Origin of the sequence: Streptomyces sp. NPDC058619, assembly GCF_042717785.1 — a bacterium.
In the GTDB taxonomy this organism is placed as follows: domain Bacteria; phylum Actinomycetota; class Actinomycetes; order Streptomycetales; family Streptomycetaceae; genus Streptomyces.
Genome location: NZ_JBHXQN010000001.1, coordinates 126740 through 149846, shown reverse-complemented (window position 1 = coordinate 149846; position 23107 = coordinate 126740). Strand labels below are relative to the sequence as shown.

21 protein-coding genes are annotated in these 23107 nt (G+C 73.8%); 16 read left to right on the top strand and 5 right to left on the bottom strand.

Annotation, left to right across the window (positions count from 1 at the left end):
- Window positions 1–8 precede the first annotated feature (8 nt).
- The 5 genes from ACFWTC_RS00725 to sucD all read left to right on the top strand — a co-directional run bounded on the left by ACFWTC_RS00725 (window position 9) and on the right by sucD (window position 7474).
- On the top strand, window positions 9–1115 hold the full coding sequence (locus ACFWTC_RS00725; RefSeq protein WP_384025950.1) for an AAA family ATPase: 1107 nt from the start codon (window positions 9–11) through the stop codon (window positions 1113–1115).
- A complete protein-coding gene (locus tag ACFWTC_RS00720; RefSeq protein ID WP_384026065.1) occupies window positions 1094–3430 on the top strand; it encodes a DUF5682 family protein in 2337 nt (778 codons plus the stop codon). The genes ACFWTC_RS00725 and ACFWTC_RS00720 overlap by 22 nt, the downstream gene beginning before the upstream one ends.
- Window positions 3431–3954: 524 nt before the next feature.
- Entirely contained in the window at window positions 3955–5070 is a 1116-nt protein-coding gene (locus ACFWTC_RS00715; RefSeq protein ID WP_384026068.1) for a VWA domain-containing protein, read from the top strand.
- Window positions 5071–5383: 313 nt separating this feature from the next.
- The gene (gene sucC, locus ACFWTC_RS00710; RefSeq protein ID WP_383932953.1) at window positions 5384–6562 is read left to right on the top strand and encodes an ADP-forming succinate--CoA ligase subunit beta; all 1179 of its coding nucleotides are present in this window, start codon (window positions 5384–5386) and stop codon (window positions 6560–6562) included.
- Window positions 6563–6583: 21 nt separating this feature from the next.
- Window positions 6584–7474, top strand: a complete 891-nt coding sequence (gene sucD, locus ACFWTC_RS00705; RefSeq protein ID WP_383932951.1) for a succinate--CoA ligase subunit alpha — start codon at window positions 6584–6586, stop codon at window positions 7472–7474.
- A 135-nt stretch (window positions 7475–7609) separates the two neighbouring features.
- Here the strand turns inward: sucD and ACFWTC_RS00700 are convergent, their stop codons facing one another.
- Window positions 7610–9586, bottom strand: coding sequence for a helix-turn-helix domain-containing protein (locus tag ACFWTC_RS00700; protein ID WP_384025953.1), 1977 nt, complete (start codon window positions 9584–9586; stop codon window positions 7610–7612).
- A 119-nt stretch (window positions 9587–9705) separates the two neighbouring features.
- Between ACFWTC_RS00700 and ACFWTC_RS00695 the strand changes: the two genes are divergently transcribed.
- Window positions 9706–11601, top strand: a complete 1896-nt coding sequence (locus ACFWTC_RS00695) for a DUF6350 family protein (RefSeq protein WP_384025956.1) — start codon at window positions 9706–9708, stop codon at window positions 11599–11601.
- A 77-nt stretch (window positions 11602–11678) separates the two neighbouring features.
- Here ACFWTC_RS00695 and ACFWTC_RS00690 read toward each other — a convergent pair whose 3' ends face one another.
- The gene (locus ACFWTC_RS00690; protein ID WP_384025959.1) at window positions 11679–12356 is read right to left on the bottom strand and encodes a hypothetical protein; all 678 of its coding nucleotides are present in this window, start codon (window positions 12354–12356) and stop codon (window positions 11679–11681) included.
- Between the two features lie 245 nt (window positions 12357–12601).
- Between ACFWTC_RS00690 and purN the strand changes: the two genes are divergently transcribed.
- Both purN and purH read left to right on the top strand, forming a co-directional pair.
- A complete protein-coding gene (purN, locus tag ACFWTC_RS00685) occupies window positions 12602–13225 on the top strand; it encodes a phosphoribosylglycinamide formyltransferase (RefSeq protein WP_383933446.1) in 624 nt (207 codons plus the stop codon).
- On the top strand, window positions 13222–14823 hold the full coding sequence (gene purH / locus ACFWTC_RS00680; protein WP_383933444.1) for a bifunctional phosphoribosylaminoimidazolecarboxamide formyltransferase/IMP cyclohydrolase: 1602 nt from the start codon (window positions 13222–13224) through the stop codon (window positions 14821–14823). The genes purN and purH overlap by 4 nt, the downstream gene beginning before the upstream one ends.
- A gap of 101 nt (window positions 14824–14924) precedes the next feature.
- Here purH and ACFWTC_RS00675 read toward each other — a convergent pair whose 3' ends face one another.
- The gene (locus tag ACFWTC_RS00675) at window positions 14925–15548 is read right to left on the bottom strand and encodes a hypothetical protein (RefSeq protein ID WP_383929830.1); all 624 of its coding nucleotides are present in this window, start codon (window positions 15546–15548) and stop codon (window positions 14925–14927) included.
- A gap of 244 nt (window positions 15549–15792) precedes the next feature.
- Between ACFWTC_RS00675 and ACFWTC_RS00670 the strand changes: the two genes are divergently transcribed.
- From ACFWTC_RS00670 to ACFWTC_RS00660, 3 genes are all read left to right on the top strand, one after another.
- Entirely contained in the window at window positions 15793–16653 is an 861-nt protein-coding gene (locus ACFWTC_RS00670) for a bifunctional methylenetetrahydrofolate dehydrogenase/methenyltetrahydrofolate cyclohydrolase (protein WP_384025962.1), read from the top strand.
- The gene (locus ACFWTC_RS00665; protein ID WP_383929825.1) at window positions 16643–17248 is read left to right on the top strand and encodes a DUF3017 domain-containing protein; all 606 of its coding nucleotides are present in this window, start codon (window positions 16643–16645) and stop codon (window positions 17246–17248) included. The genes ACFWTC_RS00670 and ACFWTC_RS00665 overlap by 11 nt, the downstream gene beginning before the upstream one ends.
- A 247-nt stretch (window positions 17249–17495) precedes the next feature.
- Complete coding sequence (locus ACFWTC_RS00660) at window positions 17496–18485, top strand: malate dehydrogenase (protein WP_267723196.1); 990 nt, start codon at window positions 17496–17498, stop codon at window positions 18483–18485.
- A gap of 315 nt (window positions 18486–18800) precedes the next feature.
- Here ACFWTC_RS00660 and ACFWTC_RS00655 read toward each other — a convergent pair whose 3' ends face one another.
- On the bottom strand, window positions 18801–19250 hold the full coding sequence (locus tag ACFWTC_RS00655; RefSeq protein WP_384025965.1) for an ATP-binding protein: 450 nt from the start codon (window positions 19248–19250) through the stop codon (window positions 18801–18803).
- Window positions 19251–19358: 108 nt separating this feature from the next.
- Here ACFWTC_RS00655 and ACFWTC_RS00650 point away from each other — a divergent pair, with 108 nt between their 5' ends.
- From ACFWTC_RS00650 to ACFWTC_RS00640, 3 genes are read left to right on the top strand one after another with little or no spacing between them, the layout of a single operon-like run.
- Window positions 19359–20186: a helix-turn-helix domain-containing protein gene (locus tag ACFWTC_RS00650; RefSeq protein WP_383929818.1), complete on the top strand. Its 828-nt coding sequence runs from the start codon at window positions 19359–19361 to the stop codon at window positions 20184–20186.
- Window positions 20183–20389: a DUF397 domain-containing protein gene (locus ACFWTC_RS00645; RefSeq protein ID WP_383929815.1), complete on the top strand. Its 207-nt coding sequence runs from the start codon at window positions 20183–20185 to the stop codon at window positions 20387–20389. The genes ACFWTC_RS00650 and ACFWTC_RS00645 overlap by 4 nt, the downstream gene beginning before the upstream one ends.
- The gene (locus tag ACFWTC_RS00640; protein WP_383929813.1) at window positions 20386–20580 is read left to right on the top strand and encodes a DUF397 domain-containing protein; all 195 of its coding nucleotides are present in this window, start codon (window positions 20386–20388) and stop codon (window positions 20578–20580) included. Before ACFWTC_RS00645 ends, ACFWTC_RS00640 begins: the two co-directional genes overlap by 4 nt.
- Here the strand turns inward: ACFWTC_RS00640 and ACFWTC_RS00635 are convergent.
- On the bottom strand, window positions 20567–21409 hold the full coding sequence (locus tag ACFWTC_RS00635; protein ID WP_383929810.1) for a hypothetical protein: 843 nt from the start codon (window positions 21407–21409) through the stop codon (window positions 20567–20569). The two genes, ACFWTC_RS00640 and ACFWTC_RS00635, sit on opposite strands and share 14 nt — an antisense overlap.
- A 112-nt stretch (window positions 21410–21521) precedes the next feature.
- Between ACFWTC_RS00635 and ACFWTC_RS00630 the strand changes: the two genes are divergently transcribed.
- Together ACFWTC_RS00630 and ACFWTC_RS00625 are read left to right on the top strand one after the other, a co-directional pair.
- Window positions 21522–21821 (top strand): hypothetical protein, encoded by a 300-nt coding sequence (locus tag ACFWTC_RS00630; protein WP_383929807.1) that lies wholly within the window; start codon window positions 21522–21524, stop codon window positions 21819–21821.
- 13 nt (window positions 21822–21834) lie between these two features.
- Entirely contained in the window at window positions 21835–23037 is a 1203-nt protein-coding gene (locus tag ACFWTC_RS00625; protein ID WP_383929805.1) for a glutathionylspermidine synthase family protein, read from the top strand.
- The last annotated feature ends 70 nt before the right edge of the window (window positions 23038–23107 follow it).

Sequence of the window (23107 nt, the reverse complement as noted above, 5' to 3'; positions counted from 1 at the left end):
GGGGGAGCATGACCATGCCCGAGACGAACACGACCGCCGAGGCGCTTCGACCGCACGCAGAAGACGCCTTCGCGCACGAACTGAAAGCCCTGGAAGCGGCCGACGACCGGCCCCGCCCGGCCCGCTGGAAACTCTCTCCGTGGGCCGTGGCCACCTACCTGCTCGGCGGCGAACTTCCCGACGGCACGGTCATCACGCCGAAGTACGTCGGACCGCGCCGCATCGTCGAAGTGGCCGTCACGACCCTGGCGACCGACCGCGCCCTGCTCCTCCTCGGGGTCCCCGGCACCGCCAAGACCTGGGTGTCGGAACACCTGGCGGCCGCCGTCAGCGGAGACTCCACCCTCCTCGTCCAGGGCACCGCAGGCACCCCCGAGGAAGCCATCCGCTACGGCTGGAACTACGCCCGCCTCCTCGCCCACGGTCCCAGCCGCGAGGCCCTCGTCCCCAGCCCCGTCATGCGGGCCATGGCCGAGGGCATGACCGCCCGCGTCGAGGAGCTCACCCGCATCCCCGCCGACGTCCAGGACTCCCTCATCACCGTCCTGTCCGAGAAGACCCTGCCGATACCCGAGCTGGGCGACGAGGTGCAGGCCGTCCGCGGCTTCAACCTCATCGCCACCGCCAACGACCGCGACCGCGGGGTCAACGAGCTCTCCAGCGCCCTGCGCCGCCGGTTCAACACCGTCGTCCTGCCCCTGCCGGCCACCGCCGACGCCGAGGTCGACATCGTCGCCCGCCGCGTCGGCCAGATGGGCCGCGCCCTCGACCTGCCCGCCGCGCCCGAGGGCCTGGAGGAGATCCGCCGCGTCGTCACCGTCTTCCGGGAGCTGCGCGACGGCGTCACCGAGGACGGCCGGACGAAGGTCAAGTCGCCCAGCGGCACCCTGTCCACCGCCGAGGCCATCTCCGTCGTCACGGGCGGGCTCGCCCTCGCCGCCCACTTCGGCGACGGCGTCCTGCGCCCCTCCGACGTGGCCGCCGGAATCCTGGGCGCCGTCGTCCGCGACCCGGCCGCAGACAAGGTCGTCTGGCAGGAGTACCTGGAGGCCGTGGTGCGCGAGCGCGACGGCTGGAAGGACTTCTACCGCGCCTGCCGGGAGGTGACCGCGTGACGCCGGCCGCCCCGGGGCCGCTGCTGCTCGGCGTACGGCACCACGGGCCCGGATCGGCCCGCGCCGTACGGGCCGCCCTCGACGCCGCCGGGCCGCGGGCGGTTCTGGTCGAGGGACCGCCCGAGGGGGACGCCCTGCTGGCGCTCGCCGCCGACCCCGGGATGCGGCCGCCCGTCGCCCTGCTCGCCCACGCCGCCGACGACCCGGGACGGGCCGCGTTCTGGCCGCTGGCCGACTTCTCCCCGGAGTGGGTCGCCGTCCGCTGGGCCCAGGAGGCGGGCGTACCGGTGCGGTTCATCGACCTCCCGGCCGCGCACTCGCTGGCCGCCGGGGCGCCGGCCGCGGGGGAACAGGCCGCGGGGGAACAGGAGCCCGGCGCGCGGGACTCCGTACGGCTGGACCCCCTCGCGGTCCTGGCCGAGACCGCCGGGTACGACGATCCCGAGCGCTGGTGGGAGGACGTCGTCGAACACCGCGGGACCCCGGCGGAGCGGTACGACCCGCTCGGCGCCTTCGAGGCCCTCGGCGAGGCCATGGGAGCCCTGCGCGAGGCCTACGGCGACGGCGGCCACCCCCGGGACCTGATCCGCGAGGCGCACATGCGGCAGCGGATGCGGGCCGCCCGCCGGGAGTTCGGCGACGCCTACGCCGTGGTCTGCGGGGCCTGGCACGTCCCGGCCCTGCGGGCGAGGACCACGGTCGCCGCGGACAGGGCGCTGCTCACCGGCCTGCCCAAGGTCAAGGTGGAGACCACCTGGGTGCCCTGGACCCACCGCCGGCTCGCCCGGGCCGGCGGGTACGGCGCCGGGATCGCCTCGCCCGGCTGGTACGCCCACCTCTTCGCGGCCCGCGACCGGCCCGTGGAGCGCTGGCTGACCAAGGTCGCCGGACTGTTGCGGGAGGAGGACCGGCAGGTCTCCCCGGCGCACGTCATCGAGGCCGTCCGGCTGGCCGACACCCTGGCCGCGATGCGGGGGCGGCCGCTGGCCGGGCTGACCGAGACCCTGGAAGCGGTCCGGGCGGTGATGTGCGACGGCTCCGACATACCGCTCGCGCTGATCGAGGACCGACTCGTCGTCGGCGACGTGCTCGGTGAGGTCCCGGACGCGGCGCCCGCCGTCCCGCTGATGCGGGACCTGACCCGGCAGCAGCGCTCGCTGCGCCTCAAGGCCGAGGCCCAGGACCGGGAGCTGGAGCTCGACCTGCGCAAGGACACCGACGCGGCCAAGTCCGTGCTGCTGCACCGGCTGAGGCTGCTCGGCGTCGACTGGGGCACGCCCGCGGCGTCGCGGGGCAGCACCGGGACGTTCCGGGAGACCTGGCGGCTGCGCTGGGAACCGGAGCTGTCGGTACGGGTCGCGGAGGCCGGGATCTGGGGCACCACCGTCCTCGCGGCCGCCACCGCCCGGGCCGAGGCGGACGCGGCGGGCGCGCGGGAGTTGGGCGAGGTGACGGCCCTGGCCGAGCGGTGCCTGCTGGCGGGCCTCTCCGACGCGCTGCCCGCAGTGCTGCGGGCCCTCGCGGACCGGGCCGCGCTGGACACCGACGTGGCACGGCTCGCCGAAGCCCTGCCGGCCCTGGCCCGTTCCCTGCGGTACGGCGACGTCCGCGGTACCGACGCGGCGGCGCTCGGCACGGTCGCGGCCGGGATCGCCGAGCGGATCTGCGTCGCGCTGCCGCCCGCCTGCGCGGCCGGGCTGGACGCCGACGCGGCGGCGGAACTGCGGGGGCACGTGGACGGGGTGCACGGGGCGGTCGGCCTGCTGGCCGACGCGGACGAGGGCCTGCGGGACCGCTGGTCCGCGGTGCTGCGGACGCTGGCCGCCCGGGACACCGTCCCGGGCCTCATACGGGGCCGGGCGGCCCGGCTGCTCCTCGACGACGGCCGGCTGCCGGGCGACGAGACCGCCCGGCTGATGGGCCTGGCGCTGTCCCCGGCGGCCTCCCCGGCGGACGCGGCCGGATGGATCGAGGGCTTCGCGGGCGGCGGCAGCGGCGGCGGCACGCTGCTGGTCCACGACGACCGGCTGCTCGGGCTGATCGACGCGTGGCTGACGGGGGTGCCGGAGCGGGCCTTCACGGACGTACTGCCGCTGCTGCGGCGCACGTTCGGGGCGTACGAGCCGGGGGTGAAGCGCATCCTCGGCGAACTGGTCCGCCGCGGCCCGGGCGCCCCGCCCGCGGCGACCGGCGCAGGCGCCGCCCCCGAGGGCTTCGCCCCGGAACTGGACCGGGCCCGCGCCGACGCGGTGATGGACCTGGTCCGGCTGCTGCTGGGCGCCGCGACCGGAACGGAGCCCGCCGCGCCGGGATGACGGCCCCCTCCGGGGCGGGGCGGGAGCGTGACGACGCCGGGGCGGGGGCCGGGACGCCCGCTCGGACGGGACCGGGGCAGGGCGTGCGGGTGGGCCGCGCACGGGGACCGGGCCGGCGCCGCCACGGGGCTGGATCGGCCGGGCCCGGGCCGGGGACGGCCGCTACGGGTGCGGCAAGGGACCGCCGGACGGTCCGGCGGACAGGACGAGCGGCGAGCGGCGAGCGACGAGTGCAAGGGGACGGGCGGATGAGCGGTACGGACGGACGCACGGTGGCGCGGGACACGGCGGCGGAGCCCGTGCAGGGCGCGGCGGCAGGCAGGCCGGCCGCCACGGCCGGACCCGGCGGCGGACCTTCGGCAGGGCCTTCGGCCGGACCCGCGGCAGGGCCTTCGGCCGGACCCGCGGCCGGGCTGGCCGGGTCGGGCGGTGGATCTGGCGCCGCACCCGGTGGCGAGGACGGGGCGTACGGGGCCGGGGGACCGGGGGAACGGAGCGCGGCCGAGCGGCTGCGGCGGTGGCGGATGGTGCTCGGCGGGGGTGAGGCGGACGGCACCGGGTGCGCACTCACCGGGCGGGACGCGGCGATGGACGCCGCACTCGGCGCCCTGTACGACGGGGGCGGCAGCGGCTCCCGCAAGGCCCCGGGGGAGCGGTCGGCCGGGCTCGGCGGGTCCGCCCCGCAGGTGGCCCGCTGGCTCGGGGACATCCGGACGTACTTCCCGACCTCGGTGGTCCAGGTCATGCAGCGCGACGCGATCGAGCGGCTCGGCCTGTCCGCCCTGCTCCTGGAACCGGAGATGCTGGAGGCGGTCGAGCCGGACGTCCACCTGGTCGGCACCCTCCTCTCCCTGAACAAGGCGATGCCCGAGACGACGCGGGAGACGGCCAGGGCCGTGGTCCGCAAGGTCGTCGAACAGCTGGAGAAGCGGCTCGCGACCCGCACCCGGGCCACGCTCACCGGGGCCCTGGACCGGTCCGCCCGGATCAGCCGGCCGCGCCACCACGACATCGACTGGAACCGCACGATCCGCGCCAACCTCAAGGACTACCTGCCCGAACACCGCACCGTCGTGCCCGAGCGGCTGATCGGCTACGGCCGGGCGGCGCGGTCGGTGAAGAAGGAGGTGATCCTCTGCATCGACCAGTCGGGTTCGATGGCGGCCTCCGTCGTCTACGCCTCCGTCTTCGGCGCGGTCCTCGCCTCCATGCGCTCCCTCGCCACGCGCCTCGTCGTCTTCGACACCGCCGTCGTCGACCTGACGGACCTGCTCGACGACCCGGTGGACGTCCTCTTCGGCACCCAGCTCGGCGGCGGCACCGACATCAACCGCGCCCTCGCCCACTGCCAGTCGAAGATCACCCGTCCGGCGGACACGGTGGTGGTCCTGATCAGCGACCTCTACGAGGGCGGCATACGCGACGAGATGCTGAAGCGGGTCGCCGCGATGAAGGGGGCGGGAGTCGAGTTCGTGACCCTGCTCGCGCTGTCGGACGAGGGCGCCCCCGCGTACGACCGCGAGCACGCGGCCGCCCTCGCCGCGCTGGGCGCACCGGCCTTCGCCTGCACTCCCGACCTGTTCCCGGAGGTGATGGCGGCGGCGCTGGAGAAGCGGCCCCTGCCCGTACCGGCGTCCTGACCGGCCGCCCGTCTCCGGCCTTCCGCGCCTCCCGGCCGCCCACCTTCCCGGGCGGCCGGGAACCGGCAGATCGCACGAAGTTCCAGCTCAACCGTGAGGCGATCTGTGACAGGTATCACCGCTCAGGTGTGATCTGCGATTTAGGGACCCAGGTCCCACGGGGATAACCTGCGGGACGGACATGCCGCGTCCACGGTCACCGTGTGCGCCTTCCTTGTGACAGCGCCGTCACGTTGCCCTCCGCGGCACGCCCACGCAGATAGCAGAAAACCGCGAATCACTGCGAATCTTTGAAGACAAGGGACGGACGCGCGTGGACCTGTTCGAGTACCAGGCGAGGGACCTCTTCGCCAAGCACGGTGTACCGGTGCTGGCCGGTGAAGTCATCGACACGCCTGAGGCGGCTCGCGAGGCCACCGAGCGGCTGGGCGGCAAGTCGGTCGTCAAGGCGCAGGTGAAGGTCGGCGGCCGCGGCAAGGCCGGCGGCGTGAAGCTGGCCGCCACCCCGGACGAGGCCGTCGCCCGGGCGACGGACATCCTCGGCATGGACATCAAGGGCCACACGGTCCACAAGGTGATGATCGCCGAGACCGCTCCCGAGATCCTCGAGGAGTACTACGTCTCGTACCTCCTCGACCGCACCAACCGCACCTTCCTGGCCATGGCCTCGGTGCAGGGTGGCATGGACATCGAGGAGGTCGCGGAGAAGACCCCCGAGGCCCTCGCGAAGGTCCCGGTCAACGCCAACGAGGGCGTGACCATCGAGAAGGCCCGCGAGATCGTCGCCCAGGCGAAGTTCCCGGCCGAGGTCGCGGAGAAGGTCGCCGAGGTCCTGGTGACCCTGTGGGACACCTTCATCGCCGAGGACGCGCTGCTCGTCGAGGTCAACCCGCTCGCGAAGGTCGCCAACGGCGACGTCATCGCGCTCGACGGCAAGGTCTCGCTCGACGAGAACGCCGAGTTCCGCCAGCCGGGCCACGAGGAGTTCGTGGACCACGCGGCCGCGAACCCGCTCGAGGCCGCCGCCAAGGCGAAGAACCTCAACTACGTGAAGCTCGACGGCGAGGTCGGCATCATCGGCAACGGCGCGGGTCTCGTCATGAGCACCCTCGACGTGGTCGCGTACGCCGGTGAGAACCATGGTGGCGTCAAGCCCGCCAACTTCCTGGACATCGGCGGTGGCGCCTCCGCCGCCGTCATGGCCAACGGTCTCGAGATCATCCTCGGCGACCCGGACGTCAAGTCCGTCTTCGTCAACGTCTTCGGTGGCATCACCGCGTGTGACGAGGTCGCCAACGGCATCGTCCAGGCGCTGGCCCTGCTGGAGCAGAAGGGCGAGGCGGTCACCAAGCCGCTCGTCGTCCGTCTGGACGGCAACAACGCCGAGCTGGGTCGCAAGATCCTGTCGGACGCCAACCACCCGCTGGTGCAGCGCGTGGACACCATGGACGGCGCGGCCGACAAGGCCGCCGAGCTCGCGGCTGCGAAGTAAGGGCAGAGGTCACAGACTCACATGGCTATCTTCCTCAACAAGGACAGCAAGGTCATCGTCCAGGGCATGACCGGTGCCACGGGCATGAAGCACACCAAGCTGATGCTGGCTGACGGCACGAACATCGTCGGTGGCGTCAACCCGCGCAAGGCCGGCACGACCGTCGACTTCGACGGCACCGAGGTCCCGGTCTTCGGCTCGGTCAAGGAGGCGATCGAGGCCACCGGCGCGAACGTGTCCGTCCTCTTCGTCCCGCCGGCCTTCGCCAAGGCCGCCGTCGTCGAGGCGATCGACGCCGAGATCCCGCTGGCCGTCGTCATCACCGAGGGCATCGCGGTGCACGACTCCGCCGCCTTCTGGTCGTACGCGACCGCCAAGGGCAACAAGACGCGGATCATCGGCCCGAACTGCCCGGGTCTGATCACCCCCGGCCAGTCCAACGCCGGCATCATCCCGGGTGACATCACCAAGCCCGGCCGCATCGGTCTCGTGTCCAAGTCCGGCACGCTGACCTACCAGATGATGTACGAGCTCCGTGACATCGGCTTCTCCTCGGCCGTCGGCATCGGTGGCGACCCGGTCATCGGCACGACGCACATCGACGCCCTGGAGGCGTTCGAGGCGGACCCCGACACCGACCTGATCGTCATGATCGGCGAGATCGGCGGCGACGCCGAGGAGCGTGCGGCGGACTACATCGCCAAGCACGTCACCAAGCCGGTCGTCGGCTACGTCGCGGGCTTCACCGCCCCCGAGGGCAAGACCATGGGCCACGCGGGCGCCATCGTCTCCGGTTCCTCCGGTACCGCGCAGGCGAAGAAGGAGGCCCTCGAGGCCGCCGGCGTCAAGGTCGGCAAGACGCCGACCGAGACGGCCGAGCTGGCGCGCGCGATCCTGAGCGCCGCGCAGTAGTCCGCGCCTTCCAGGCACGTGTGTACGGGCGTGGCCCGCACCCTCCGGGGTGCGGGCCACGCCCGTTTCGGTGTCGCGGTGCCGCCGTGTCGCGTCACCGCGGTGGTGCCGTCTCGCCGTGTCGTTTCCGGTCCGCTACTCGATCCGCGGGGTGACGCGGCCGGGCCCGGCCAGCGGGTTGTCGCGCAGCTTGTCCTGGAGCGCCCTGCTCTCGTCGGTCAGCCGCTGGGGGCCGCTGTGCGGGGGTACGCCGGAGACGTTCGCACCGGGTGATCGCGGGGGCTCGTACCGGGTGGGGGCGGTCGAGGCGGTGTAGGCCGTCGCGACGGCGATCACCGCGGTCAGGGCGAGGGCGGCCCGGGTCCACAGCCGGGCGCGGTGCTCCGCCGCGGCCCGTACGACGGAGGCGGAGCGCGCTTCGAGGTGTACGGCCGGTCTCAGCGCGGTGAGCCGCTCGCGCAGCAGCGCGGACTGCTTCTCGGGCGGTACGCCCGCCAGCTCGGGGATGCGGCCCGCGAGCGCGGCGTGCGCGTGGACGAGCCGGCTGCCCGCGATGGGGGTGCTGGCCTCCGTCTCGGCGGCGGTGTCCGGCAGGTCGAGGCCGACGCCGTCGTAGAGCACGACGGTGCGGCGGTGGGTGGGCGACAGCGTGAGGACCGCGTCCAGGAGGATCCGGTCGGCGGGCTCGACGGGGGGCTTGTCGGGCTCCCGGTGGGCCCGGCGGAGCCGGTGCCAAGGGGAGAGGGCGTGCTCGTACGCGGCCGCGCGCACCCAGCCCACCGGGTCCGGGTCGACGGCCACCTCGGGCCACCGGGCCCAGGCCTGCTGGAAGGCCCGGTCCACCGCCTCCTGGGCGAGGCCGCGGCGGCCGGTGAGCAGGTACGTCTGCCGGGCGAGGGCCTGGACGGCGTGGGCGTAGAGGGCGTCGAAGGCCTGCGCCGGCGTGGGCCGGGCCGCGGCCTCGGCGTCGGCCGGGGCGTCGGTTTCGGTCCCGGCGGCGGTTTCCGCGGCGGAGAGGCCGGGGGGCGCCGCCTCCGCCGCCTCAGCCGCCGCCTCGGCCGCGGGTACGGCCCCGGCGGCCCCGGGGGAGTCGGTGACCCCGGCGGCCCCCGCCGCTCCGGGGCTTTTGGCGGTTCCGAGGGCGACGGGGGTTCCGGGGGCGACGGTGGCGCCGCTGGTCAGGGCCCTGGCGTAGGCGGACCTGGGCTCGTGGCGCGGCTGCCCGGCCGGCGGTTTCGAGGCGCGCTTGACCGCGGGCTTCGGGCGGGTCCCGGCGCCATAGGCCTGTCTCTGGTTCGGGTTCGGATTGTGGTTCGGGCCGCCGCCCGCGAAGGCCCGTGGGCCGCCGGCCGCCCGCAGGCCGGAGCCGCCGGGCGGCGCGGGAGTCGGGTCGGTCGGCGTCGGGGAGGGGAGTTCCCCGGGTTCCGGGCGGGTCTCCGGGGCGGGCCCGGCCTCGGCGGCCGTGCCTGCGGCGGGCTCGGCGGAGGGGTGTGCCGGGGGCGCGCCGGAGACCGCGGCGGCCCACGGCCCGGACGGGTGGGTCCCCCCGGGGGCGGCGCCCCCGGGAGCCGCCCCGGGTTCGGTGTCCGCGTGGTTCGGGGCCGGGTTTCGGCCGGCGGCCGGGTCGTCGCCGGAGGTCCCGGTCGGGGGCGCGCTCCGGCGCCCTTCCCCCGGAGCCGCGCCGGGAGACGCCCCGTCCGCAGCCCGCTCCCCAGCTCCGGCCCCGGTCCCGGCTTCCGCCCCGGCCCCGGTCCCGGACCCCGCTTCCGCCACGGTCCCGGCTTCCGCTCCGGTCCCGGCCCCGGCCCCCGCTTCCGCCCCGGATCCCGGTTCCGCGCCGGACCCGGACCCGGACTCCGCTTCCGCCCCGGACCCGGGCTCCGGTTCCGCCTCCGGGGGGTTCGAGAGGGAGTCCAGGAGTTTCGCGTACGCCTCGCGCTTGCGGCCCCTGGGCTCCGTGCGGCCCGTCTCCCAGGAGCGCACCGTGGTCGTGGTGACGCCCATCGCCGCCCCGACCTCCTCGTGCGTCAGGGCGGCCGATTCGCGCAGTCTGCGGCGTTCCTTGGGGGACGGGAGGCTCAGTTCCGAGCTCGTCTCGACGCTTTGTGTCATGCCACACTCCCCGTGACCCGACAGACCTGGGCGATAAAGTACATAAACGTATATTGAGCGACACCACGGGCATTCGCCTGTTACCCGCCCATAGCGCGTGTCGTTGGCACCATGGCGGGGTGACCCAAGTGACCGAACGCGGGACCCCGTTGTCCGCGGCCCCCCGGAGCGCCGGGAGGCGCCGTTCTCCGGCGGCCGCAGCGTGCGTGGTGGGCGGCGCCGTGGCGGCCGGCCTCGGGCTCGGCTTCCTCGCCGTGCTCGTCATCGTGCTGTGGATCAGCTCCCCCTACCCCGACAGCGGCCCCGGCGGGGCCCTGCACCTCGCCGCCGGGCTGTGGCTCCTCGCCCACGGGACGGAGCTGGTGCGCTACGAGACCCTGTCCGAGGTGCCCGCGCCCGTCGGGGTGACGCCCCTGCTGCTCGTCGCCCTGCCCGTGCTGCTCATGCGGCGCGCCGCCCGGCTGGGGCACGCGGCCGAGGAGGAGGACGGCGAGGAGGTGCTGCCCGCCGGCGCCGTCTTCTCCGCCGTGCTCTGCGGATACCTGACCGTCGGGGCCCTCGCCACCGTGTACGCCGCCGGGGGGCCGATGCCCGCCGACCCGCTCAGTGCCGCCTGGCACGTCCCGCTCGTCGCGGTGCTCGCCGCGGGCGGCGGGGTGTGGGCGGCCCGGGGGCGTCCCCTCGGTCCGCTGCCGTCCTGGTGGCCCGGGGGCGTACGGAGGGCATTCGTACGCCCCCGTTACACGCTGGCGCTCCGGGCCGGAGCGGGCGGGGCCCTGGTCCTGCTGGGCGGCGGCGCGCTGCTCGTCGGCGCCTCGCTCGCATGGCACGGTGCGGAGGTCCAGGGGTCCTTCCTGGCCCTGACCGGCGTGTGGTCGGGCCGCTTCGCGGTGCTGCTCCTCGCGCTCGCCCTGATCCCGAACGCCATGGTGTGGGGCGCGGCCTACGGCCTCGGCCCCGGCTTCGCCCTGGGGACCGGCGCGGCCGCGACCCCGCTCGGCTTCACCGGCTCACCCGAGCTGCCCCGCTTCCCGCTGCTGGCGGCGCTGCCGCCCGAGGGGTCGGGGACCCCGCTGACCTGGGCGGCGGCCGGGGTGCCGGTGGTGGCCGGGCTGGCGGTGGGCTGGTTCGCGGTGCGCCGGGCGCGCGAGGTCTCGTACGGGGAGACCGCCCTCACGGCGGCCCTGGGCGCGCTCGTGTGCGGGCTGGCCATGACAGGGCTCGCGGCGGCTTCTTCGGGGCCGCTGGGATCCCGGGACCTGGCCGACTTCGGGCCGGTGTGGTGGGCGACGGGCGGGGCGGCCTTCGCCTGGACGCTGCTGCTCGCGGTGCCGGTGGCGGTGTCGGTGCACGCCTGGCGGACCCGCCCCGCGAAGGGCGCGGGGGCCGCGGACCCGGCGGAGGACGACCGCTGGCACGACAGCGGCGTACGGGAGGTGCGCTGGGCGGCGCTGCGCCGCGCGGCGGGCACCCTGATCCCGGACTTCTCGTCCGCCCAGCCCCAGCCCCAGCCCCCGCCCCAGCCCCAGCCCCAGCCCCCGCCCCAGCCCCAGCCCCAGCCCCAGCCCCAGCCCCAGCCCCAGGCTCAGCCCGAGGCCCAGCCCCGGCCCGGAGCCCCCGCCCGGGCGTCGGCCCCCGTGACGACCGCCGTGGCGGCCCCGGCTCCGGGACGGCCGGAGGCCCCGCCGCGGCCCGAGGAGTTCCAGGTGCACCCGGTCCCGGCGGCCCCCGCGGCCCCGCCCGCGGCGCCGGTCGAGGCCCCGCCCGCGGCGCCGGTCGAGGCCCCAGCCGCGCCGAGGCGGCCGCGCCCGGTGACGGTCGCGCAGGGGTTCAGCCTGGACCTGACGCCGATCCCGATCCCGGCGCCAGCTCCGCCAGCTCCGCCAGCTCCGGCAGCTCCGCCGCCCGTGGCGGCGCCCACCGCCCCGCCCGCGGTACCACCCGGCCCGCCGCTGGTGCCGCCCGCGTCCGGCGTCCGGGTCATGACCCGGCGGAAGCCCGACGCCGACGCCTGACGCCGACGCCCGACGCCCGACACACGAAGGCGGGGGCCGGCTCCAGAGCCGGCCCCCGCCTTCGTGTGTCGGGCGTCCTACTGGCGGACCTTGAGCACGTCGCCCACGTAGTTGTCCGGCAGCAGGTCGTTGCACTCCAGCTCGCCCGCCGCCGTCAGGGCGTCGTCCCGGCATACGTAGAAGTCCTTGTACGCCAGCTGCAGCCCGTACGAGCTCAGCGCCAGCAGGATCGCCAGCGAGGCCGCGACCAGGCCGCTCACCGCCGCCGTCCGCTGCGGCCGGGCCGCGGCGCCCAGCGCCGCCAGGCCGCCCCGCGCGGCGCCGGGCTCCACTGCGGCCGACCCCCCGGCCACGGTGCCGGGTCCGGTACCGGACACGTCCGCCACCGACGCCCTCGCCGAAGCGGGCGCCGCCGGTTTGCCCCGCAGCGCGCTGATTCCCCAGTAGAGGGCGAGCGCGCCCAGCAGGAGGCCCATCGACGGAATCCCGAAGATCCCGAAGAAGAAGCCCCACATGCCCGCCAGCAGGGCGTACCGGGCGTGGCGCTGGATCGGGTCCGTCGGGTCCCAGCGGGCCGGGCCGCGCTTGCCGGAGCCGTCCTTCGGGCTGTTGCCCGGGCCGTTCCCGTCGTCGCCGCCGTCGCCGTTGCCGTCGCCGCCGCTGCGCGGCTGCCACGGCTGGTCGGGCCGGCCTTCCGGGGGAGCCGCGAAGGGGTTGTCGTCGGTGGGGGAGTCGGGCTGGCGGCGGTCCGGCATCGGGTGTGTTTCTTCCCCTGTGTCATGGACGTCGAGGGAGACGTCGTGGCGAGGTGAGGCCTGATTGCGGCGTGTACGCCTGACGCTACCTCTCGGCCGTGCCCCCGTCCCTCGGGGGCTGCCCGGTGTGCCGGTATCGTTGCAGGCGGTCGGAGGCTTCGTAGGGTCCCCCGTATATCGGTACCCCGAAGTTTCGTATGACCACACAAAGACGAACACCGCGTTCCCCCGAGAAAGGGCCTCCCATGGCCGCCTCCCGCCTGGTCGTGCTGGTATCCGGTTCCGGCACCAACCTCCAGGCCCTGCTCGACGCCATCGACGCCCACCCCGGCGGGCCCGGGGGCTTCGGCGCCGAAGTCGTCGCCGTGGGTGCCGACCGCGCGAACATCGCCGGTCTGGAGCGGGCGGAGAAGGCCGGGATCCCCACGTTCGTGTGCCCGGTCAAGGAGTACGGGAGCCGCGAGGAGTGGGACGCCGCCCTGACCGCGGCCACCGACGCCCACGCGCCGGACCTGGTGGTTTCCGCGGGGTTCATGAAGATCGTGGGCAAGGCGTTCATCGACCGCTTCGGCGGCCGGTTCGTCAACACCCACCCCGCCCTCCTCCCCTCCTTCCCCGGCGCGCACGGCGTACGGGACGCGCTCGCCTACGGCGCGAAGGTCACCGGATGCACCGTCCACTTCGTGGACTCCGGCGTGGACACCGGTCCGGTCATCGCCCAGGGTGTCGTGGAGATCCGGGACGAGGACGACGAAGCCGCTCTCCATGAGCGCATCAAGGAAGTCGAACGGGCACTGCTCGTCGATGTCGTGGGGCGCCTGGCCCGGCACGGCTACCGCATTGAGGGACGAAAGGTAACAATCCAGTGACCGCCGTAGAGAGCAACGACCCGACCACGACCCAGCGGCCGATCCGGCGTGCGCTCATCAGCGTCTACGACAAGACGGGACTGGAAGACCTGGCCCGCGGCCTGCACGAGGCGGGCGTCGCGCTCGTCTCCACCGGCTCCACCGCCTCGAAGATCGCCGCCGCCGGGGTGCCCGTCACCAAGGTCGAGGAGCTCACCGGCTTCCCCGAGTGCCTGGACGGGCGGGTCAAGACCCTGCACCCGCGCGTGCACGCCGGGATCCTCGCCGACCTGCGCCTGGAGGACCACCGCAACCAGCTCGCCGAGCTGGGCGTCGAGCCCTTCGACCTGGTCGTCGTCAACCTCTACCCCTTCCTCGCGACCGTCCAGTCGGGTGCCACCCCGGACGAGTGCGTGGAGCAGATCGACATCGGCGGCCCGTCGATGGTCCGCGCCGCCGCCAAGAACCACCCGTCCGTAGCGGTCGTCACCAGCCCCGCGCGCTACGCCGACGTCCTCGACGCGGTGAAGAACGGCGGCTTCGACCTGACCGCCCGCAAGCGGCTCGCGGCCGAGGCCTTCCAGCACACCGCCGCGTACGACGTAGCCGTCGCCTCGTGGTTCACGAACGCGTACGCCCCGGAGGCCGGGGACGCGGCGCTGCCCGAGTTCCTGGCCGGCGCCTGGGACCGCAAGTCGACCCTGCGCTACGGCGAGAACCCGCACCAGGCCGCCGCGCTCTACACGGACGGTCAGCCGGGTGGTCTCGCCAATGCCGAGCAGCTGCACGGCAAGGAGATGTCCTTCAACAACTACGTGGACACCGAGGCCGCGCGCCGCGCCGCCTACGACCACGACGAGCCCTGCGTCGCGATCATCAAGCACGCCAACCCGTGCGGCATCGCCGTGGACGCGGACGTGGCCGCGGCCCACCGCAAGGCGCACGCCTGCGACCCGCTGTCGGCCTTCGGCGGCGTCATCGCCGTCAACCGCCCGGTGACCGTCGAGCTCGCCGAGCAGGTCGCCGAGATCTTCACCGAGGTCATCGCCGCCCCGTCCTACGAGGACGGCGCGGTCGAGGTCCTGGCCAAGAAGAAGAACATCCGCGTCCTCAAGGTGGACGGCACCCCGCACCAGCCGGGCGACCTCAAGCCCATCTCCGGCGGTGTGCTGCTCCAGCAGAGCGACACGTTCGAAAAGGGCAGGGGCCGGGCGGAGGGCGACGACCCGGCGAACTGGACCCTCGCCACCGGCGACGCCCTGTCCGCCGCGGAACTCGCCGAGCTCGCCTTCGCGTGGAAGGCCTGCCGGGCCGTCAAGTCCAACGCCATCCTGCTCGCCAAGGACGGTGCCTCGGTCGGCGTCGGCATGGGCCAGGTCAACCGCGTCGACTCGGCGAAGCTCGCCGTCGAGCGGGCGGGCGCCGAGCGCGCACAGGGCTCGTACGCCGCGTCCGACGCGTTCTTCCCGTTCCCGGACGGCCTGGAGATCCTGACGGCCGCCGGCATCAAGGCCGTCGTCCAGCCGGGCGGTTCGGTCCGTGACGAGCAGGTCGTCGAGGCGGCGAAGAAGGCCGGCGTGACCATGTACTTCACCGGGACCCGGCACTTCTTCCACTGACCGGTCGAGGTCCCCGCGCCAACGGCGAAGGCCGCGTCCCGCACTGCGGGACGCGGCCTTCGCCGTTCATTCACCGGCCCGAGGGGCCGGGGCCGGGGCGCCTAGTACTGCGGGCGGCTGAAGTACTGGCTGGCGTCGCTCTTCGCGAGGAAGACGATGATGAGGATGCCGAGCACCAGGCTGATGAGCGCGAAGAAGTTCCCGCCCAGCAGGTTGACCAGGCTGAAGAGGACCGTGACCGAGCCGTAGATGATGCCCGAGATGCGGACACCGCTGCGGCCCTTGCCCAGCTTGACGGCGGTGAGGATGGCCCACACCGCGAAGAGCAGGGTGATCACACCGATGCCGATCGCGATACCGGCGCCGACGGCGGCGGCATTGTCGGTGTCGGTGCTGCTGAGGCCGGAGCCGGAGGTGTCGGCGCCCGAGATCATGTCGGCGATCCACGCGGAGGCGATCATGGCGATCAGCGCGAAGACGACCTGCAGTCCACCGAGGACGTAGAGCATGATCCGCGCGCCCTTGACACCGCCCGGCATCTCGACGGGACCGCCCGGGAAGCCGCCGGGGCCGGCCGGGTAGCCGGCGGGGGCGCCCTGCGGGTAGCCGTAGCCGCCCTGCGGCGGGACGCCCTGGGGGGCCTGCTGCGGGTAGCCGTAGCCGGGCTGACCCTGGGGGGCCTGAGGCTGCTGTCCGTACGGGTTGTTCGGGTCGCCGAAGCTCATCTTGGGGTGTTCCTCCGTGGAAGTGCGGGGACGCACGGCATACGCACGGAGGAATACGGGATGTTGCGGTCCGCCCCCCGGCACTGCCCGCGGCACTCTTTCACTGCATCGTCGTCGGCCGGGCGATGACTTGTCCAGTTGGTTCCCGTGCGCCCCGTGACTTGTTGTGCAAGTGCAATGAACCGCGTGCTCCGGTGAACGCCTTGAGTGGAACCGGGGCCACTCCATCCGGGAGTATGGGTCCATGACTGCCCAGATTCTCGATGGCAAGGCCACCGCCGCCGCGATCAAGTCCGAACTGACCGTCCGCGTGGCGGCCCTGAAGGCCCGGGGCATCACGCCCGGCCTCGGCACCCTGCTGGTCGGCGACGACCCGGGCAGCCGCTGGTACGTGAAGGGCAAGCACAAGGACTGCGCCGAGGTCGGCATCGCCTCCCTCCAGCGCGAACTGCCCGCGACGGCCTCCCAGGAGGACATCGAGGAGGTCGTGCGCGAACTCAACGCGAACCCGGAGTGCACGGGCTACATCGTCCAACTCCCCCTCCCCAAGGGCATCGACACCAACCGGGTGCTGGAGCTGATGGATCCGGCCAAGGACGCCGACGGCCTGCACCCCATGTCGCTCGGCAGGCTGGTCCTGAACGAGCCGGGCCCGCTGCCCTGCACCCCGTACGGGATCGTCGAACTGCTGCGCCACCACGGAGTCGCCGTCAACGGCGCGCACGTCGTCGTCCTCGGCCGCGGCATCACCGTGGGCCGTTCCATCGGCCTCCTGCTCACCCGCAAGTCGGAGAACGCCACCGTGACGCTCTGCCACACCGGTACGCGCGACCTCTCGGGGCTGCTGCGCCAGGCGGACATCGTCGTCGCGGCGGCCGGGGTGCCGCACCTGGTCAAGCCGGAGGACGTGAAGCCGGGCGCGGCCGTGCTCGACGTCGGCGTCAGCCGAGACGAGGCCGGGAAGATCGTCGGCGACGTCCACCCGGGCGTGGCGGAGGTGGCCGGCTGGATCTCCCCGAACCCGGGCGGCGTCGGCCCGATGACCCGCGCCCAGCTGCTGGTCAACGTGGTCGAGGCGGCGGAACGGACCACCGGTGAAGGCTGACCCGGGCGCGGAGGCCGCGGCCGCCCGGGAGCCGGGGCGGCCGCCGGAGCCCGTGCCGACACCGGAGCCCGTGCCGGAGCCGCAGCCCGCGTCCGCCGCGGCCCCGAAGGGGACCGTCACCGCCCCGGAACCGGCCTCCGCCGAGTCCGGTCCGCAGTCCGGTCCGCAGTCCGGTACGGAGTCCGGTCCGGGGCCCGAGCGGGCCCAGGCCAGGTCCCGCCGCTTCCCGTCCGTCACCCGCGACACCGCGCGTCCCGAGGGCGGCGGCCGCGCCGTCCCCGGGGCGGTGTCCGCGCCGGCCCGGCAGTGGCCGATGCTCAGCGTGCTCGCCGCGACCGCGGCCGGCCTGCTGGCCACGGCGATCGGGCACCCGCGGATCGGCTGCCTGGTGATCGGCGTCGCGCTGATCGCCGCCTCTGCGATGCGTCAGCTGCTGCCGTCGGTGGGCATGCTCGCGGTGCGCTCCCGGTTCACGGACGTGGCCACGTACGGGCTGCTGGGCGTGGCGATCACCCTGCTGGCGCTGGTCATCGAGCCCAAGCCGTGGCTGGAGATCCCCTTCCTGGAGACGGCGGTCCGCTTCACGGTCCGCTGACGGCTCCCCGGAGCCGCGCAACGGGGTGCGGGCGACCCCGCCGGGCCTTCGAATCCAGGGCGCCGACGCTGCGAATCGCCCGTACGTGTGCCACGGACCACAGGGACCGGGGGATTGGGCCCCTCCCGGGTCGGATAGCCTGACGGCGGATGTCTCTTCACGTCAAGATTCACAGGGCCGGGGAGCGGCGTCCTCCCAGCACATGGGGCAGGGACGCCCCACCGCCAGCTGTCTAACGGAGAAGGCCATGACCCGCACTCCCGTGAATGTCACCGTCACCGGCGCCGCAGGCCAGATCGGCTACGCGCTGCTCTTCCGCATCGCGTCCGGTCACCTGCTCGGCGCGGACGTGCCGGTCAAGCTCCGTCTTCTGGAGATCCCCCAGGGCATGAAGGCCGCTGAGGGCACCGCCATGGAACTCGACGACTGCGCCTTCCCGCTGCTCAAGGGCATCGACATCTTCGACGACCCGAACCAGGGCTTCGAAGGTGCGAACGTCGCGCTGCTCGTGGGCGCCCGCCCGCGCACCAAGGGCATGGAGCGCGGCGACCTGCTCTCCGCCAACGGCGGCATCTTCAAGCCGCAGGGCAAGGCCATCAACGACCACGCCGCGGACGACATCAAGGTCCTCGTCGTCGGCAACCCGGCCAACACCAACGCGCTCATCGCGCAGGCCGCGGCCCCGGACGTACCGGCCGAGCGCTTCACCGCGATGACCCGGCTGGACCACAACCGGGCGATCTCGCAGCTCGCCAAGAAGACCGGCGCCGACGTCACCGACATCAAGCGCCTGACCATCTGGGGCAACCACTCGGCCACCCAGTACCCGGACATCTTCCACGCGGAGATCGCCGGCAAGAACGCCGCCGAGGTCGTCAGCGACGAGCTGTGGCTCGCCGAGACCTTCATCCCGACCGTCGCCAAGCGCGGCGCCGCGATCATCGAGGCCCGTGGCGCGTCCTCCGCCGCCTCCGCCGCGAACGCCGCCATCGACCACGTGCACACGTGGGTCAACGGCACCGCCGCGGGCGACTGGACCTCGATGGGCATCCCGTCGGACGGCTCCTACGGCGTCCCGGAGGGCATCATCTCGTCCTTCCCCGTCACCACCAAGGACGGCAAGTACGAGATCGTCCAGGGCCTGGACATCAACGAGTTCTCCCGTGCGCGCATCGACGCGTCCGTGGCGGAGCTGGTCGAGGAGCGCGACGCGGTCCGCGAGCTCGGTCTGATCTGACCGCCCGCACCACCCGTAGCACCTGTCTGATCCGAAAGGTCCCGGCGCCCCGTGCGCCGGGACCTTTCGGCTCGTTCCCTCCTGTCGGGCGGCGGCCGCGACGACAGGTCGCCCGTGCCCCGTCGCTCAGCGAGGCGGGCCGCCTGCCGTGCGCCGTCGCGCCCTCCTACGGGTTCGACGCCGCCCGAGTCCTCGCCCACGCCCTCTGCGCCCGCAGAGCGGAGCCGGGCCGGGCCGCCGGGGTCGTCTTCGCCTGGTTCGCCGGGGCCCTGCTCACCGGCGGCGCGCTCCTGGCCGCGCTGGTGCTGCCGGCGCTCACGGCCGCGCTGCCGTAGCGGCGGCCGTCCGCGTGACCGCCGCCCGTGTGGCCACCTCGGCCCAGACGGTCTTGCCGACCAGCCGCCCGGATACGCCCCACGCGACGCAGAGCGCCTCGACGATCCGCAGGCCGTGGCCGTGCTCGGCGGCCCCGACCGGCCCCGGCCGGACCCGGGGCTGCTGTCCGGCCCGTGCGTCGGAGACCTCCACCCGCAGCACGCCGTCCAGTTCCCGCAGCCCGAGCTCGAAGTCCCGCCCCGGTACGCCGCCGTGCGCCACGGCGTTGGCCGCCAGCTCGGCGACGACCTGCGCGACCCGCTCGTTGTCGACGCCGCCCAACGGGTAGCCCCACCGGGCCAGTTCCAGCAACGCCAGCTCCCGTGCCAGCCGCGCGCCCCGACGCGTACTGCTGAACCGCTGCCGCCATTCGTTGCCTGCGTTGGGCATGGCGCCGCTCCTCTGTGTAGTCGTTCCGCTACCGGCGAGGTTCAGCGTGACCACACGCAGGGAAGCATTCAACGTGTCAGGGGAGAACGAAAGGTTGGTGCGTACCGCTTGAACGTCAAGGAGTTGAACCCGGAGAGCTCTCCGCAGGCCGCGTTCGGGGCCCGCTTGCGCAGCTCGCGGAAGGCACAGGGGTGGACGCAGGACGAACTGGGCGAGCGGATGGGGTATTCGAGTACGCACATCTCATCCGTGGAAACTGGTCGCAAAGTGCCGACCTTGCGGTTTTCGCGGAGTGCGGATGTCGCATTCGGGACCGGCGATGCGTTCGAGCGCCAGTCCCTGGAGATTCGGCACGGTGCGCTGCTGGAAGGCTTCCCGGAGTACGTGGGATACGAAGGCCGGGCGGTGGAGCTCCGCCTGTTCGAGATCGGCATCGTTCCCGGCTTGTTGCAGACGCCCGAGTACGCGAAGGCGTTGGCGAACAGCGCCGTGCGGCGCGGCGCCATCACTCCCGCGTACGCGGCGGAGCGCGTGGCGTTCCTTGCCGAGCGCCAAGAGGCGTTGGAGCGGGATCGACCACCCATGGTGTTCGTGGTGATGGACGAAAGCTGCATTCGTCGGCCCGTCGGCGGCCCTGAGGTCATGGGAGCCCAGCTGGAGCGGCTGGTCGAGTTCGCAGCGCGGGCCCACACGGTTCTTCAGGTGGCACCCTTTGACATCGGGGAGCGCCGGCCGTTCGACCTGCCGGTCAACTTGCTGACCCTTGCCGATCGATCCGTCGTCGCGTACGCCGAGTCACAGGCGCAGGGGCACCTGGACCGAGAAACCGTCTCGGTCCTGCCCATGCTTACGGCCTACCATCAGCTACAGGCCGAAGCGCTCTCCCAGACGGCATCAGTCGCCATGATCAATGCGGTACGAAAGGGCTCCCCGTGACGACCCGCACCGATTCCCCCCGCTGGTTCAAGTCTTCTTACAGCAACAACGGCGGCAACTGCATCGAGGTCGCCACGAACTTGATCGCTTCGCGCGGGGTGGTTCCGGTTCGTGATTCCAAGAACCCCGGCGGGCCCGTGCTGGACTTCGCACCCAGTGTGTTCGCCGCGTTCGTGGCGGGAGTCAAGGGCGGTCTCCGGTGATCCGCGCAGAGCCCCGCTGGTTCACGTCCTCCTACAGCAGCAACGGCGGCGACTGCGTCGAGGTAGCCACCAACCTCGTCGCCTCGCGCGGGGTCGTGCCCGTCCGGGACTCCAAGGACCCCGGCGGGCCCGTGCTGGAGGTCGGGGCCGGGGCGTTCGCCGTGTTCGTGGGCGGGGTCAGGGCCCCGTAGGGGCCGGGCCCGGTTCCGGGCCCGGCTCGCCGAAGCGGGCCAGTGCGAGGGCGCCCGCCACCGCCACCGTGAAGCCCAGGACGGCGAGCCAGGCCAGGCCGTCGCGGGTGCGGTCGCCCAGCCACACCACCCCCACCAGCGCGGGACCGATCGTCTCGCCGAGCACCAGGCCGGCCGTCGCCGCCGTGACCGAGCCGCGCTGGAGCGCCGAGGTCAGCAGCAGGAAGCCCGCGGCGCCGCCCAGGAGCAGCGCGTACAGCGCCGGGTTGGCGAGCTCGCTCCACGAGAAGCCGTCGATCAGGCGGACGGCCACCTCCACCACCCCGAAGCCGGTTCCCGCGGCCAGGCCGAGGGTCAGCGCCCGGGGCCCGTCCGGGAGCCGTCCGGCGGCCGCGCCGACGAGCAGCACCAGTACCGCCACGCCGAGCAGCCCGTACCTCAGCGCGTCGGAGCCGGTCCCCGAGCCCTCCTCTCCGGAGGCCAGCCCGAGCATCAGAAGCCCCGCGCACACCACCCCCACCGCGACCCACTCGGTCCGGGACAGCCGGACCCCCATCAGCCGCGCCGCGACCACCGCCGTCACGGCGAGGCTGGCGGCCAGCGCGGCCCCCACCGCGTAGATCGGGACGTGGCGCAGGGCGATGATCTGGAGGACGAAGCCGACTCCGTCCAGTCCCAGACCGGCCACGTACCGCCACTGCCGTACGGCCCGCAGGAACAGTGCCGGGTCGACGCCGGACCCGGTCCCCGGCTCCGCCGCCCGCGCCGCGACCGCCTGGAGGACCGAGGCCGTACCGAAACACAGCGCGGCCCCGAGCGCACAAATCATCCCAATCAGCACGAATTGACTGTAGGTCACAGATCGCACGGCGGCCGGATTCCATCCCCCGGGGGGCCCGCTCTACTCTGTCGGCAGTACGCCACCCAGGGGGAGCAGCCACATGGACAGCAGCAGCACCAACCAGCGCCGCATGCGCTCCGGCGTCGTCGCCCTCGGCGGCATGGGCCTCCTCGCGGCCACGCTCGTGGCCTGCGGGAGCAGCGACGAGCCCGACAAGCGGTGCGCGTCCCGCTCCACGCTGGAGAAGCTGAACAACAAGGAGTGCAAGAGCGGCGGCCGCGGCGCGTACTACTACGGCGGCTCCGTCGTCGCCGGCAAGGTCTCCGGCGGCAGCTTCGACAAGTCGGCCGTCACCCGCGGCGGCATCGGCGGCAGCAAGTCCGGAACCAGCGGCGGCTGAGGAACCCAGAACCATGAAGCGGCACACCATCGAACCCCGCCCCGACTGGCAGAAGACCGTCGAGGAGCAGGGGCTGATCTACCCCCTCACGCGCTACCCCGACGACTCGCTGCGCCCCTACTGGGACGAGAGCGCGTACTACTCCTTCACGCTCCCCGAGGTGGAGGCGCTGGAGAACGTCGTCGAGGAACTGCACGCCATGTGCCTGGCGGCGGCCGCGCACATCGTCGAGAACGACCGCTTCGCCGACCTCGGCATCACGGACCCGAAGGTGGCCGCGCTGGTCGCCGAGTCCTGGCGCCGCCGCGCCGACCAGCCGTCCCTCTACGGACGCTTCGACCTGCGCTACGACGGCGCCGGCGGCCCGGCCAAGATGCTGGAGTACAACGCCGACACCCCCACCTCCCTGGTGGAGGCGGCCAGCCCGCAGTGGTTCTGGATGGAGGAGCGGTTCCCCGGCGCCGACCAGTGGAACTCCCTCCACGAGCGGCTCGTCGAGGCCTGGCGCCGGCAGGCGGAGCTGCTGCCGCCCGGCCCGCTGCACTTCGCGCACTCCGAGACCGACGAGCTCGGCGAGGACCTGATGACGGTCGCCTACCTCCAGGAGACCGCCGAACAGGCCGGCATCGACACCCAGGCGCTGTCCGTCGAGCAGATCGGCTGGGACAGCCTGTCCGGCCGGTTCGTGGACGAGAAGCTCCGCTTCATCCGCAGCTGCTTCAAGCTGTACCCGTGGGAGTGGCTGGCCGCCGACGAGTTCGGCCCGCAGGTCCTCGGCACCTACGACCACGGCGGCGGCACCGGCAGCACCTGCTGGATCGAGCCGGCGTGGAAGATGCTGCTCTCCAACAAGGCGCTGCTCGCGGTCCTGTGGGAGCTGTTCCCGGAGCACCCGAACCTGCTGCCCGCCTACCTCGACGGCCCCCGCGAGCTGGCCGGACCCGGATCGGGCGGGTACGTGGCCAAGCCGCTGCTCGGCCGCGAGGGCGCCGGGGTCACCCTCCACGTGCCGGGCGGGGGCGGGGAGCCCTTCGTACCGGAGGAGGGGGAGCGGTACTGCTTCCAGGGCCTGGCCCCGCTGCCCGACTTCGACGGCAACCGGGTGGTGCTCGGCGCGTGGGTCGTCGAGGACGAGGCGGCGGGACTCGGCATCCGCGAATCCGCGGGGCCGGTCACGGACGAGTACGCCCGCTTCCTGCCCCACGTGATCCTCTGAGCGGCCGCGGCCGCGGCCGCGGCGGCCCGGCCGGTCCGGTCCGGGCCCGCCGGGCCGTCCTGGCCGGCCC

Bases quoted from the DNA above. Each gene is read 5' to 3' on its own strand.
- ACFWTC_RS00725 (WP_384025950.1), top strand. From the start codon at position 9: ATGACCATGCCCGAGACGAACACGACCGCCGAGGCGCTTCGACCGCAC.
- ACFWTC_RS00715 (WP_384026068.1), top strand. From the start codon at position 3,955: ATGGTGCTCGGCGGGGGTGAGGCGGACGGCACCGGGTGCGCACTCACC.
- sucD (WP_383932951.1), top strand. From the start codon at position 6,584: ATGGCTATCTTCCTCAACAAGGACAGCAAGGTCATCGTCCAGGGCATG.
- ACFWTC_RS00700 (WP_384025953.1), bottom strand. From the start codon at position 9,586: ATGACACAAAGCGTCGAGACGAGCTCGGAACTGAGCCTCCCGTCCCCC.
- ACFWTC_RS00690 (WP_384025959.1), bottom strand. From the start codon at position 12,356: ATGCCGGACCGCCGCCAGCCCGACTCCCCCACCGACGACAACCCCTTC.
- purN (WP_383933446.1), top strand. From the start codon at position 12,602: ATGGCCGCCTCCCGCCTGGTCGTGCTGGTATCCGGTTCCGGCACCAAC.
- ACFWTC_RS00675 (WP_383929830.1), bottom strand. From the start codon at position 15,548: ATGAGCTTCGGCGACCCGAACAACCCGTACGGACAGCAGCCTCAGGCC.
- ACFWTC_RS00670 (WP_384025962.1), top strand. From the start codon at position 15,793: ATGACTGCCCAGATTCTCGATGGCAAGGCCACCGCCGCCGCGATCAAG.
- ACFWTC_RS00660 (WP_267723196.1), top strand. From the start codon at position 17,496: ATGACCCGCACTCCCGTGAATGTCACCGTCACCGGCGCCGCAGGCCAG.
- ACFWTC_RS00655 (WP_384025965.1), bottom strand. From the start codon at position 19,250: ATGCCCAACGCAGGCAACGAATGGCGGCAGCGGTTCAGCAGTACGCGT.
- ACFWTC_RS00635 (WP_383929810.1), bottom strand. From the start codon at position 21,409: ATGATTTGTGCGCTCGGGGCCGCGCTGTGTTTCGGTACGGCCTCGGTC.
- ACFWTC_RS00630 (WP_383929807.1), top strand. From the start codon at position 21,522: ATGGACAGCAGCAGCACCAACCAGCGCCGCATGCGCTCCGGCGTCGTC.
- ACFWTC_RS00625 (WP_383929805.1), top strand. From the start codon at position 21,835: ATGAAGCGGCACACCATCGAACCCCGCCCCGACTGGCAGAAGACCGTC.